Annotated in this window: 14 protein-coding genes; 7 read left to right on the top strand and 7 right to left on the bottom strand. The window is 68.6% G+C overall.

Annotated elements, in window-relative coordinates:
- Positions 1–183 precede the first annotated feature (183 nt).
- A complete protein-coding gene (locus PV781_RS06590) occupies positions 184–834 on the bottom strand; it encodes a glutathione S-transferase family protein (RefSeq protein ID WP_274774838.1) in 651 nt (216 codons plus the stop codon).
- Positions 835–1,074: 240 nt separating this feature from the next.
- Between PV781_RS06590 and PV781_RS06585 the strand changes: the two genes are divergently transcribed.
- The 5 genes from PV781_RS06585 to msrP all read left to right on the top strand — a co-directional run bounded on the left by PV781_RS06585 (position 1,075) and on the right by msrP (position 5,147).
- On the top strand, positions 1,075–2,277 hold the full coding sequence (locus PV781_RS06585; protein WP_274774837.1) for a pyridoxal phosphate-dependent aminotransferase: 1,203 nt from the start codon (positions 1,075–1,077) through the stop codon (positions 2,275–2,277).
- Between the two features lie 180 nt (positions 2,278–2,457).
- Positions 2,458–2,940 carry a DUF992 domain-containing protein gene (locus tag PV781_RS06580; RefSeq protein ID WP_274774836.1) on the top strand — a complete coding sequence of 161 codons (483 nt, stop codon included), beginning with the start codon at positions 2,458–2,460 and terminating at the stop codon, positions 2,938–2,940.
- A gap of 142 nt (positions 2,941–3,082) precedes the next feature.
- Complete coding sequence (locus tag PV781_RS06575) at positions 3,083–3,598, top strand: DUF992 domain-containing protein (protein WP_274774835.1); 516 nt, start codon at positions 3,083–3,085, stop codon at positions 3,596–3,598.
- A gap of 5 nt (positions 3,599–3,603) precedes the next feature.
- A complete protein-coding gene (locus PV781_RS06570; RefSeq protein WP_274774834.1) occupies positions 3,604–4,101 on the top strand; it encodes a DUF992 domain-containing protein in 498 nt (165 codons plus the stop codon).
- A 74-nt stretch (positions 4,102–4,175) separates the two neighbouring features.
- A complete protein-coding gene (gene msrP, locus PV781_RS06565) occupies positions 4,176–5,147 on the top strand; it encodes a protein-methionine-sulfoxide reductase catalytic subunit MsrP (RefSeq protein ID WP_274774833.1) in 972 nt (323 codons plus the stop codon).
- A 43-nt stretch (positions 5,148–5,190) separates the two neighbouring features.
- Here the strand turns inward: msrP and PV781_RS06560 are convergent, their stop codons facing one another.
- The 3 genes from PV781_RS06560 to PV781_RS06550 form a co-directional block, all read right to left on the bottom strand.
- On the bottom strand, positions 5,191–6,789 hold the full coding sequence (locus PV781_RS06560) for an acyl-CoA synthetase (RefSeq protein ID WP_274774832.1): 1,599 nt from the start codon (positions 6,787–6,789) through the stop codon (positions 5,191–5,193).
- Between the two features lie 144 nt (positions 6,790–6,933).
- Positions 6,934–7,614: a ribulose-phosphate 3-epimerase gene (rpe, locus tag PV781_RS06555; protein WP_274774831.1), complete on the bottom strand. Its 681-nt coding sequence runs from the start codon at positions 7,612–7,614 to the stop codon at positions 6,934–6,936.
- A gap of 111 nt (positions 7,615–7,725) precedes the next feature.
- On the bottom strand, positions 7,726–8,715 hold the full coding sequence (locus PV781_RS06550) for a class 1 fructose-bisphosphatase (protein ID WP_274774830.1): 990 nt from the start codon (positions 8,713–8,715) through the stop codon (positions 7,726–7,728).
- Positions 8,716–8,894: 179 nt separating this feature from the next.
- Between PV781_RS06550 and PV781_RS06545 the strand changes: the two genes are divergently transcribed.
- Positions 8,895–9,215, top strand: a complete 321-nt coding sequence (locus PV781_RS06545) for a DMT family transporter (RefSeq protein ID WP_274774829.1) — start codon at positions 8,895–8,897, stop codon at positions 9,213–9,215.
- A gap of 4 nt (positions 9,216–9,219) precedes the next feature.
- On the opposite strand, the gene folB is transcribed toward PV781_RS06545, so the two are convergent.
- The 3 genes from folB to PV781_RS06530 are packed head-to-tail and all read right to left on the bottom strand — an operon-like array spanning position 9,220 to position 11,696.
- Positions 9,220–9,651 (bottom strand): dihydroneopterin aldolase, encoded by a 432-nt coding sequence (folB, locus tag PV781_RS06540; RefSeq protein ID WP_274774828.1) that lies wholly within the window; start codon positions 9,649–9,651, stop codon positions 9,220–9,222.
- A 6-nt stretch (positions 9,652–9,657) separates the two neighbouring features.
- Complete coding sequence (locus PV781_RS06535) at positions 9,658–10,734, bottom strand: hydantoinase/oxoprolinase family protein (protein WP_274774827.1); 1,077 nt, start codon at positions 10,732–10,734, stop codon at positions 9,658–9,660.
- Positions 10,731–11,696, bottom strand: coding sequence for an ATP-grasp domain-containing protein (locus PV781_RS06530; RefSeq protein ID WP_274774826.1), 966 nt, complete (start codon positions 11,694–11,696; stop codon positions 10,731–10,733). The genes PV781_RS06535 and PV781_RS06530 overlap by 4 nt, the downstream gene beginning before the upstream one ends.
- 32 nt (positions 11,697–11,728) lie before the next feature.
- Here PV781_RS06530 and PV781_RS06525 point away from each other — a divergent pair, with 32 nt between their 5' ends.
- Positions 11,729–12,421 (top strand): HisA/HisF-related TIM barrel protein, encoded by a 693-nt coding sequence (locus tag PV781_RS06525; RefSeq protein WP_274774825.1) that lies wholly within the window; start codon positions 11,729–11,731, stop codon positions 12,419–12,421.
- Positions 12,422–12,429: the final 8 nt, after the last annotated feature.

Genomic DNA, 12,429 nt, shown 5'->3' with positions numbered 1-12,429 from the left:
TGGTCTCGCTACTGGCAGTGCCCTTCTGCGCGATGCGGAAGGGCGTAGGTCTCGGCTTCCTCAACGCCGCCGTGCGGCGATTCGGTTCCCGCGCTCCTGTGGAAAAATGACTGCCGAGCTGGTTGTGAATGTGGCGGCTTCGCGGCTCATCGGGGAAAAAACGTGGCAGAACGGGGGCTTGGGTCACACCGGCGCGAGCCGCCACGCACAGGGCTCCGCCGCTTGGGGACGCCACGTCATCTCCACATGCCCGGGTGTCTCTTCCACCCGTGACAACCAGGCCCTGACCGCAGGAAAATGTGACAGATCGAAGTCGCCTTCCGGGGCCATGTGCGTATGTGGATAAAGGGCAAGATCGGCCACGCTCAGCGTCTTGCCCGCGAAAAAGGTGTTGGCCTGGAGGTGGCGTTCCATGATGCGCAAGGCGCCATAGCCTTCTTCCATCCAGCGATCGATGTCGTGGGTGCGCAGTTCGCGCCCGCCGCGCACCTGCTTCAGCCAGAAGCGCGCCTGGGCGATGCCGGGCTCATGGTTGTTCTGCTCGAAAAACATCCAGCGCAGCGCCTCGGCCCGCTCTAGGCGATCGGCGGGCAACAGGGGCGTGCCTTCCGCCAGATAGAAGAGGATGGCGTTGGATTCCGGCAAGGTGGTGCCGTCATCGAACTCCAGGAGCGGCAGGCGCCCTTCGGGATGCTTGGCCAGGAATTCCGGCGTGCGGTGCTCGCCGGCGAAAATGTCCACCTCCACCAGCCGGAAGGGCAGGCCGAGCTTCGCCAGAAGCAGCCGCACCTTGTAGGAATTCCCAGATGACTGCGTGGAATAGAGTGTAAGCACAGCGCCCTCCTGGCGCTCGCTAGATGGGCCTGCCGTGGCCCGGGCGCAAGCGGTCCCATCAACAAACCGGGGCTCTGCCATTCACGATCCTTGCTTGTTCGGCAAAAGGGCCTCCGGTAAGAACAGGTGCACGCACCGGCGGGCATGACGCCGCCGGTGCTTCATACCATCCACCGCCCCCTGTTCTCCCGCGCCGCCCGGCGCGACCAACGGGGTGCGGGAGTTCGGAGCCCTGTGGCCATGAGCCTCCTGTCGCCCGCCCTGAAGCGCATCAAGCCGTCGCCCACCATCGCCATCTCCAACAAGGCCCGTGAGCTGAAGGCGGCGGGGCGGGACGTGATCGCTCTGTCCGCCGGCGAGCCCGATTTCGAGACCCCGGAAAACATCAAGGAAGCGGCCATCGCCGCCATCCGCCGGGGCGAGACGCGCTACACCGCCGTCGACGGCATTCCCGAGCTGAAGGCGGCCATCGTCAAGAAGTTCAAGCGCGAGAACGGCCTCGACTACAAGCCGAGCCAGGTCACGGTGGGCACCGGCGGCAAGCAGGTGCTGTTCAACGCGCTGGTCGCCACCGTCGGCCCCGGCGACGAGGTGATCGTGCCGGCGCCCTATTGGGTCTCCTATCCCGACATCGTGGAATTCTGCGGCGGCACCCCCGTCTCGGTGGCCACCACCCTCGCCGACAATTTCAAGCTCCGTCCCGAGGCGCTGGAAGCGGCCATCACGCCCAAGACCAAGTGGCTGATCTTCAATTCGCCCTCCAACCCGTCGGGCGCCGCCTATAGCTATGATGAGCTGAAGGCGCTGACCGACGTGCTGGTGCGCCACCCGCACGTGTGGATCCTCACCGACGACATGTACGAGCACCTCGTCTATGACGAGTTCAAGTTCGTCACACCGGCGCAGGTGGAACCCTCGCTCTACGACCGCACGCTGACCATGAACGGCGTGTCCAAGGCCTATTGCATGACCGGCTGGCGCATCGGCTACGGCGCCGGCCCCGAGCCGCTCATCAAGGCCATCGGCACGCTGCAGTCCCAGTCCACCTCCAATCCGTCCTCCATCGCCCAGTGGGCGGCGGTGGAAGCGCTGAATGGGCCGCAGGACTTCATCGCCCGCAACAATGCGGTCTTCAAGGAGCGCCGCGACCTCGTGGTCTCCATGCTGAACCAGGCCAAGGGCCTCACCTGCCCGAAGCCGGAAGGCGCCTTCTACGTCTTCCCCTTCTGCGACGGCGCCATCGGCAAGACCGCCCCCTCCGGCAAGGTCATCGCCAATGACGAGGACTTCGCCACCGAGCTCCTGGAAGCTGAAAACGTTGCCGTGGTTCACGGCTCCGCCTTCGGCCTCGGCCCGGCCTTCCGAATCTCCTACGCCACCGCCACCTCCGACCTCGAAGAGGCGTGCACCCGCATCCAGCGCTTCTGCGGCGCGCTGAGCTGAGGCGTTGCCGGACGCTGGTACGGCGTCCGGCAGTTATTTTCGCAAACGGGGCCATTTTGGCGTCTTTTGCGAAACATTCGGGAAGCCCCGGCGTTGGCGAACCGGGCGTGCCGAGCTAAGGCTTCGGTGCGCCGGCCGTCGCGCGGTCCGCGAGGCCGGTGTCCTTTGGAGGAAGAGACCATGAAGACTTTTGTGAAGGCTGGTTTCGCGGCCGCTCTTGCCGCTTCCGCCCTCGCGTTCGCCGCCGCCCCCGCCGCGGCGCAGACCCGCGTTCAAGTGGGCGTGCTGACCTGCCAGATGGCGCCCAATGTGAGCTTCATCATCGGCTCCGTGCGCGAGATGTCCTGCACCCTGCGTCCCTCCGTGAAGGGCGCCCCGAAGGGCACCTATACCGGCACCGTGCGTCGCTTCGGCCTCGATGTCGGCGTGACCGGCCAGGGCACCCTGGTGTGGACCGTGCTGGCGCCCACCACCAAGATCGGCGCCAAGGATCTGCGCGGCACCTATGCCGGCGTGTCCGCCAATGCGGCGCTGGGCGTCGGCCTCGGCGCCAATGCGCTGGTGGGTGGCTCCAACAACACCATCGCCCTGCAGCCCCTGTCCGTGGAAGGCCAGACCGGCTTCAACGTGGCGCTGGGCGTTGCCGAGCTGACCCTGCGCTGATCCGCACAAGCGCGGCTTTGTCGCAACGGGCGCCCCACGGGCGCCCGTTTTCGTTGGAAAGCTCTGCGGCAGAGCTCGCGCTTTGCGAATCGTCCGCCACGTGCGGCTCACTTTTGACCTGACCCGGAAAAAGGGGGATCCCATGCTTGCCTCTTCCATGCGTCCGAAATCGATCCTCGCCGGCCTCGCGCTTGCCGCCTGCGCCGTTCTCCCGGCCGCCGCCCAGACCGCGCCCCAGGCGCCCACCCGCGTCCAGGCCGGCCTGCTCATGTGCAAGGTGCAGCCGGCGGTGGGCTTCGTGCTGGGCTCCATGCGGGAAATGACCTGCGAGCTGCAGACCGGCGCGCCCAACGCCCTCAAGACGGTCGGCACCTATAAGGGCACGGTCGCCCGCTTCGGCATCGATCTCGGCTTCACCGGCCCGAGCACGCTGGGTTGGGCGGTGTTCGCTCCCACTTCCGCGCCCGCGCCGGGCGACCTGAAGGGCAGCTATGTGGGTGTGAGCGCGGACGCGGCCTGGGGCGTGGGCGGCGGCGCCAATGTGCTGCTCGGCGGCTCCAACAAGACCATCGTGCTCCAGCCCCTCTCCCTCCAGGGCACGACCGGCATGGCGGTGGCGGCCGGCGTTTCCGACCTGACCCTCACCCCGACCCCCTGAGCATCATGACACGGCTCGCCCCCCTCATCGCCGGCAGCCTGCTCTGCCTTGCCGCAACCACGCCCCTGCGGGCGCAAGACAGCGTCAAGGTAGAGGCGGGCCTTCTGGAATGCCGGGGGGCGGCTGCTGTCGCCTACGGCTTCGGGTCCACCCGCGCCGTCACCTGCGATTTCCGTCCCGCCGCCGGCGTGGGCCAGCATTATGCGGGCACGCTGGAGCGGGCGGGGATCGATTTCGGCGTCTCCGACCAGGGCTCCATGCTCTGGATGGTGCTCGCCACCAGCAAGGAGCTGGGACCGGGCGCGCTGGCTGGCCAATATGTGGGCCTGGCCAGCGGCGCGGCGCTCGGGCCTGGCTTCACCGCCAATGTGCTGGTGTCCAAGGAAGCGGCCAACGGCATTTCCCTCCAGCCCCTGAGCGTCTCCGCCGACAGTGGCCTGTCCATCACGCTTGCCGGGGTAACGCTGACGCTCAATCCCGCGCCCCCGCCCAACCGGCGATGAGGCCTTACACGCCCGTTTGAATTGCGTTGCGGCCGCTGCGGCCGCAATCCTCCGACCCGAACGGAGGATTTGCCATGCACATTCGGCGTAAACGCGGCTGGGAGATCCCGGAAAGCGAGGCGACGCCCGAGGGCGTGTTCCTGTCGCGCCGCACGCTGCTGGGCGCCGGGGCGGGCCTGATCGGGGCCACCGCTTTTCCTGCCCTCTCCCACGCCCAGCGCGCGGCAGACGTGCCGGACCCGTCCGCCGGCCTCTATCCGGCCAAGCGCAACGAGACCTTCACCCTCGACCGGGAGCTGACACCCGAAAAGGTGTCGAGCACCGTCAACAATTACTATGAGTTCGGGACCTCCAAGGACGTCACCCGTGCCGCCTCCCGCCTCAAGGTGCGGCCCTGGACCGTCAAGTTCGACGGGCTGGTGGAGCAGCCGAAGGAAGTGGGCATCGACGACCTCCTGAAGGCCGTCACCCTGGAGGAGCGCCTCTATCGCCATCGCTGCGTGGAAGCCTGGTCCATGGCGGTGCCCTGGACGGGCTTTCCCATGAAATCCCTGGTGGAGTTCGCCAAGCCCTTGAGCGGCGCCAAGTATGTGCGCTTCGAGACCTTCCTCGACAAGGCGGTGGCGCCCGGCCAGTCCGGCCGCTTCTATCCCTGGCCCTATGTGGAAGGGGTGACCATGGCGGAAGCCACCAACGACCTCGCCTTCATGGTGACCGGCGTCTATGGCAAGCCCGCGCCCAACCAGTTCGGCGCCCCGCTGCGGGTGGTGCTGCCGTGGAAATATGGCTTCAAGTCCATCAAGGCGATCGTGCGGGTGTCGTTCGTGGAGGAGCGGCCGAAGAGCTTCTGGGAGGTGATCCAGGGCTCAGAATATGGCTTCTGGGCCAATGTGAACCCGCAGGTGGCCCATCCCCGCTGGAGCCAGGCCACCGAGGAGGACATCGGCACCGGCCAGCGGCGGCCGACGCTCCTCTATAACGGCTACGGCGCCTATGTGGCCGACCTCTACAAGGGCATGAGCCCGAAGGAAAACCTGTTCATGTGAGGGGAGGGGGCGCCCCCTCCCGTCGGCCTGATCGGAACAGGTTCTATCCCCGCGACCGCAATTCCCGGCGCAGGATCTTGCCCGTGGCGGTCATGGGCAAGGCGTCGGTGAAGGCGACGGCGCGGGGATATTCGTGCGCCGAGAGGCGCTCGCGCACATGGCGCTGGATCTCGGTGGCCAATTCGTCCGTGCCCTCGACGCCGGGCTTCAGCACCACCCACGCCTTCACCGCCTCGGTGCGCACGGGGTCGGGCACGCCCACGACGCCCACCAGCGCGACAGCCGGGTGCTTGAGGATGCAATCCTCGATCTCGCCGGGGCCGATGCGATAGCCGGCGGACGTGATGACATCGTCCGAGCGGCTCACATACCAGAGATAGCCATCCTCATCCTGCCGGCCGAGATCGCCGGTGAGCAGGAAGTCGCCCGCGAACTTGGCCGCGGTGGCGGCGGGATTGTTCCAGTATTCCAGCATCATGACCGGATCGCCCCGGCGGATGCCGATATGCCCCTCCGTGCCGGGCGGCACCGGATGGCCCTCCTCGTCCACGATCTGAACGTCATGGCCGGGAATGGGCTTGCCCATGGCGCCGGGTCGGATGGGGAAGTAGGAGGAGTTGGAGCCTACCACCAGATTGCATTCGGTCTGGCCGTAAATCTCCCGCGCCTCGACGCCCAGCCGCTCCTGCACGAAGGCGCCGAGTTCGCTGCCCAGCGTCTCGCCGCCGGTGAGTAGCGAGCGCAGCTTCAGTCCCTCCTGGCGCACATCCGCCTGGCGCAGCAGCTTGAGCGCCGTGGGCGGCAGGAAGACATTGCGCACGCCTTGGTTCGCCATCAGCGCCATGGCGGCGTCGGGATCGAACTTCTTCGCCCGATAGGCCAGAACCGGCACGCCCAGGTGCAGGGTCGGGAACAGCACGTCGAACAGGCCGCCGATCCAGGCCCAGTCGGCCGGCGTCCAATGCAGGTCGCCGGGCTGGGGCATATCCTCGTGGACGAATTGCAGACAGGGGAGATGTCCAAGCAGCACGCGATGGCCGTGCAGCGCGCCCTTCGGATTTCCGGTGGTGCCGGAGGTGAAGATGATGATGCCGGGATCGTCGGGCGTCGTGTCCACCGGGGTGAAGCGGTCCGAGCCCTTCTCCAGCGCGGCATCGAAGGACAGGGCGCCGCCGCTGTCGGGACCGATCACATAGACATGGGTGAGGGCGGGCAGGTGGTCGCGCACACGGTCGAGCTTGGCCAAGCCCGCAAGGTCCGTCACCAGCACCTTGGCGCCGGACGCCTCCAGGCGATATTCCAGCGCCTCGTCGCCGAACAGGGTGAAGAGCGGCACCGAGATCATGCCCGCCTTGAAGGCGGCGAGATGCGCAATGGCGGTTTCCGGCGCCTGGGGCAGGAACACCGCCACCCGGTCGCCGCGCGTGAGGCCGGCAGCCACCAGGACATTGGCGAAGCGGTTGGTGAGGCGGGCGAGATCCTCGAAGGTGTAGCGGATGACGGCGCCGCTCTCCTCCACGAAGATCAGGGCCGGCTTGCCGGCACCGGTGGCGTGGGCATCGGTGCAGGCGACGCCCATATTGTAGCGCGCGGGCAGGTCCCAGCGGAACGCACGCACCGCCTCGTCATAGCTCCGGGCCATCTCCGTCCTCCCCGCATGCCGCGCACGGGCGCGCGTCTCCGAGGCCGGTCTGTGCCGGCCGTCAGGAAACAATCGAACGTTTTTTTAATTCGGCGTCAAGCGCCGTGGCGAAACACTCCGCCCGCCATCCTCAGGCGCGCAGCCTCAGGCCACAAGCCCCAGCGCGCTGGCGGCCTCATTGCGGATGGCGGCGATGTTGGTGCGGTAGCCCTCGATGCCGCCCTTGAACACGGCCGAGCCCGCCACCAGCACGTCCGCTCCCGCGCGGGCGCAGAGCGCGCCGGTGTGCGGGTTCACGCCGCCATCCACTTCCAGGCGGATGTCGCGGCCGCGGATCATGTCGCGGATGCGCTCGATCTTGGGCAGCACATCGGGGATGAAGGCCTGGCCGCCAAAGCCGGGATTGACGCTCATCACGCAGACGAGGTCGATCTTGTCGAGGAGATAGGTGAGGGCGGTCTCGGAGGTGGCCGGGTTCAGCGCCACGCCAGCCTTCTTGCCGAGGCCCCGAATCACCTGGAGGCAGCGGTCGAGATGGACGGTGGCTTCGGCCTGCACGGTGATGATGTCGGCCCCCGCCGCCGCGAAGGCTTCCAGATAGGGCTCCACCGGGGAGATCATCAGGTGCACGTCGAACACCTTGTCCGTGTGCCGGCGCAGCGCCTTGATGATGTCCGGGCCGAAGGTGATGTTGGGCACGAAATGGCCGTCCATCACGTCGAGATGGATGTAGTCGGCGCCCGCCGCAGCCACGTCGCGCACCTCCTCGCCGAGCCGGGAGAAGTCCGAGGCCAGGATGGACGGGGCGATCAGCGGCAGGGTCATGATGGTTGCTCCGGCGGGCAGCGGCCCGTTCCATATATGGGGCGCCGCTCCCGGCGGCGCCACGGTTCGGCCGGTCGCGGATGCTCGGGCGCCCGCGACCGCACCGTGCGATCAGTAATAGGACGCGATCTTGGCCACTTCCTCGCGCGAGCCGAACACCAGCGGAATGCGCTGGTGGAGCTTGGCGGGGACGATGTCCAGGATGCGGGTCTGGCCGTCCGTGGCCGCGCCCTTGGCCTGCTCGGTGAGGAAGGCGACGGGGTTGGCCTCATAGATCAGGCGCAGGCGGCCCTCGCCATAGCCCTTCCGGCTGTCTCCCGGATAGATATAGACGCCGCCGCGGGTGAAGATGCGGAAGGCGTCGGCCACCATGGAGCCGACCCAGCGCATGTTGAAGTCCTTAGCCCTCGGACCGTCCTTGCCGGCGAGGCAGTCGGCCAGATAGGCCTGCATGGGCGCGGCCCAGTGGCGGACGTTGGACTGGTTGACGCCGTATTCCTTGGTCTCGGCGGGAATTTCCACCGCCGCGCGGGCCAGGATGAAGGTGCCGCTGGCCCGGTCATAGGCGAACACCTGCGTGCCCTCGCCCACCGTTGAGACCAGCACCGTGGAGGGGCCATAGACCAGGAAGCCGGCGGCCACCTGCGCCGAGCCCTTCTGCATCAGCGCGGCGGTCGGATCGGGGAAGGTCGCGGCATCATAGGGCAGGATGGAATAGATGGTGCCGATGGAAACGTTGGTGTCGATGTTGGACGAGCCGTCCAGCGGGTCCACGGAGACCACCAGCGAGCCGCCTTCGGCCACCGGAATGGCGGTCTCGCTCTCCTCGGAGCCGAGATAGGCCACCGGCGCGTGCTTCAGCGCGTCCAGGATGGTCTCCTCGGCGATCACATCCAGTTCCTTCTGCGTGTCGCCGCCGGCATTGGCCTCGTCGCCGCGCACCTTGGCGAAATGGTCGGCCAGCGGCCCCTGCGCCACCAGGTCGGCAATGGTGACGCCCGCGCGCGCGATGCTCTTTACCGCCTCGGCCACCGCGCTCCTTTTGGAATCGCCCGCCGCCCAGGTGGCAAGATAGCTCTCGAGGGTCACCGCTTGGCTCACGTGTCTCTCCTGTTGCCGCATCAACCAACGGCGCCCTTATGGCTCAAGGCGCGGGGCGCGTCGAGGGTGACGCACCGCCGCCGCCCCTGCGGCAGGAGCATGGCGCGCCGGCTTGCCTCGGTGCGTCGGCTCGCGTTTATTGCATCGACAAGATATTTCCTGATGGGAAAAGTTGCGGAATGAGCTGGATCATCCTGTTTCTCGCCGGGCTCCTGGAGATCGGCTGGGCCATTTCCATGAAGCATTCGGAAGGCTTCACCAAGCCGCTGGCGAGCGTCATCACCGTGGCCCTCATCGTGCTCAGCCTCATCATGCTCAACTTCGCCATGAAGACCCTGCCGGTGGGCACCGCCTATGGGGTGTGGGCGGGGATCGGCACGGTGGGCACGGCGGTGGTGGGCATCCTGGCCTATCATGAGCCGGCAACCTTGCCCCGGCTCGCCTGCATCGCCTGCATCGTGGTGGGCATCGTGGGGCTGCGGCTGCTCTCGGAGCATTGAGCGCTCAGCGGGTGCGGATGATCTCCACGCCCACATCCCCGAACACGCCGGTAATGGGCGCGCCGGGCTTGTGGACGACCACCCGCACCTGCTCGATGGCGGGGAAATGATCGAGCAGGCGTGTGGCGATGCGCTCGGCCAGCGTCTCGATGAGATGAACCGGCTCGTCCTCCACCACGGCGCGGATATGGCCGTAGACCTCCTGGTAAGAGACGGTCAGCCCCGCATCATCCGCCCAGGCGGCGGGGCGGGTGTCGAGCCACCAGTCCGCATCCACAACAAAGCGCTGGCCCAGCTCCTGCTCGGCCTCATAGACGCCGTGGCGGGCGAAGAAGGGCAAAGCGCGCAGGAAGACCCGGTCGCTGCGGGACGGGCCGGGCACGGCCTGGGCGTCGGCGGCGGGCAGGTCGAGGGCGGTGGAGGAAGGCTCGATCATGATGCGTCACGCGGGCAGGAGGAGAGCGTCGTCGGCGGAAAGCGCAAGGCGGCCCACCGCCACCGCCGGCGCGCAATCGGCGGCGCGGAGGGCGCGCGCCTCATCTTCGCAAAGAAGCGGGGCGAGGTCCAAATAGGGCCGGTCCAGCCGTGACGCCAGCCGCGCGACGTAGCCGCGCCCGATGCCCGCCCCCACCACCGGTGCGGCGGCCGGCAGGCGGGCGGCGGAGAGCACGCAGGCAAGGCCTTGCGCGAGGGTGGTCATCTGCGCCTCGCTTGCCGCGGCGGCCAGCGCCTGGGCCTCATCCAGACTGGCGCCCCAGGGGCTGCCGGGATCATCTGCGATCAGGTCGCGCCCCACCATGCGCAGCAGCCGGCGGGCGCTGCCTTCCTCTGTCTTCACGCCGTTATCTGCGGCGGGGTGCAGGTCGGCCCCCTCCGGGAGGGCGCCGGTGAGGCGGTGGATGTCGGCGCTGGTGGCGAAATATTCCGCCATCAGCGGCACCTCCTCGCCCCGGAAGGGCAAGGTGTGCGCCAGCGCCATGACCGGCGTGCGGGCAAGGCCAGTATAGACCAGCTCCCGCGTCACCAGCCGCTCCGCATCGGAAAAGCCGCGGGCGGCCACCTGACCGGCGCGCACGGGAATGATGTCCGTGGTGGTGGAGCCCATATCGATCAGGACGGCATCGGGCACGAGGTGCCCCACCGCCGCAGCGGTGGCGTGCCAGTTGGCGGAAGCGATGAGGGGCGCGGCATCCACCGCCTGCGACAGGCCCACGAAGCCGCGCGGCCCGGCATAAAAGCGCGTTCCCGGCCCGAGCCGTTCCGCCAGCGCAGCGGTGAGCGCCGCGACGCCCGCCTGCCGGTCGGGCCACAGATCCACCAGTTCGCCGGTCATGGTCACCGCCGAGGGCAGGCCGGGGAGGGGCGGGAACGCGGCCAGCGCATCATCCAGCTCGGACAGCCCGCGCCAGAGCGCACAGGGGGCGAGGTCCACCTCCAGGAGGGTGCCGGCGGCATCGAAGACCGCGCGCTTCAAATGCGCGCCGCCCACGTCCCAGCCGAGAAGCGTCGCCTTGGTCATCTCACGAGCACCTCGACCGGCTCGGCCTTGGGCAGATGCGGCAGGGAGGGCGGCACGCCATCGCGGATCAGCTCGGGGAGGAAGGCGGCGGGGTTGACCCCGAGGGCGGCGTGGAGGCCCGCATAGGCGGTCGTGACGCGGGGATTGACCTCCACCACCACCGGCCCGGCCTCGGTGAGCAGGATGTCGATGCCGATGATGCCGGACAGGCCCGGAAAGGCCGCCACCACGGCTTCCGCCAGGGCGGCCAGCCGCCCGTCTGTGTCACTGATGCCGCCCACTGTCAGGCCCTTAAGGCTGAGGCGGCCTTCCGCCACGCTCACATGCTGGAGGTTGGCGGCAAGCAGGCGCGTGCAATCCGGCCGACAGAGCACGGTGAGGCTGGCAGGCGTGCCCTCCATGAAAGGCTGCACAACGAGCCCTGCATCGGTGGGTGTGGCGGCGCCGGCGTCCCACACCCGCGTCTCCACCGCGCCCGCGCCCTGGTCGGGCTTGGTGAGGCGGCGGCCGGTGAGCCGGCGCGGCGCGGCCGTGGCGGGAAAGGTGGGAATGGCCGGCAGGCCGTGGGCCTCCAGGCGGATGGCTGTCTTCAGCTTGCTGGAGGCGGTGGCGATGGCTTCCAGCGTGCAGCCGATGACGCGCGCCCCGCTCGCCCCCGCCATCTCCACCATGCGGGCGAGCAGCCCGTCCGTCTCCGGTGCGATGGGCCAGACCACATGGCTTTCCGCACAGGCGCGCGCCCAAGCCGCCCAGGGGTCGTCCCCCTCCGCCACCAAATCGGCGGGGAGCAAGGCGGGGGGCAGGCGGTCGTCCTGGACCAGCACGGGATGAAGGCCGGGAAGGGCGGTGACATCGGCGAGGATGGCGTCGCGCATCAGCGTGCCTTCGGGCAGCAGATCCTCCGGCAGGGGCTTGTCCCTGAGACCGCCGGCTGTCACGAACTCGCAGACGAACACGCGCATTCCGCTTGCCTCCCGATTCCGGACACCCGCTCATGCAGATTATCCCGGTCATCGATCTGAAGGGAGGCCAGGTGGTGCATGCCCGCCGGGGCCTGCGCCATCTCTACCGCCCCGTTCAATCCCGCCTCGCCGAGGGGGCCGACCCGCTTGTCCTGACAGAAGCGCTCCTGGCGCTCGGCGGGTTCCGGACCCTTTACGTGGCCGATCTCGACGCCATTGCCGGCACGGGCGACAATGCCCCTGTGGTCGCGGCGCTGCGGGCGCGCTTTCCCGCCCTTGATGTGTGGGTGGATGCCGCCGAGGCGCGCCTTGAGGCCCTCGACGCCCGCCGGGCGGCCGATCTCGGCACGGCGGTGGTGGGCAGTGAATCGCTTTCGGATGTGGAGGCCCTCGCCGGCCTTGCGGGGCGCGACTTCGTGCTCTCGCTGGACCGCACCGCCGAGGGCCCCCTCGGCCCGTTGGCCGTGCACGAGACGCCCGCCTTGTGGCCGTCCCGCCTCATTGCCATGACGCTCGCCCGCGTCGGCTCGGGCGAAGGGCCGGACCTGTCCGGCATCGCGGACCTGCGCGCCCGCGCGCCGCTGGCGGAAATCTATGCGGCCGGCGGCGTGCGCGGCCGGGCGGACCTGGATGCGCTGGTGGCGGCCGGCGCGGCCGGTGTTCTGGTCGCCACCGCCCTTCATGACGGCACGCTCACGGCGGCCGATCTGGCGGATTTTCGCTGAAGGCACCC

Source organism: Aquabacter sediminis, from assembly GCF_028863665.1.
In the GTDB taxonomy this organism is placed as follows: Bacteria; Pseudomonadota; Alphaproteobacteria; order Rhizobiales; family Xanthobacteraceae; genus L1I39.
This window is presented reverse-complemented; position numbering and strand designations above follow the sequence as displayed.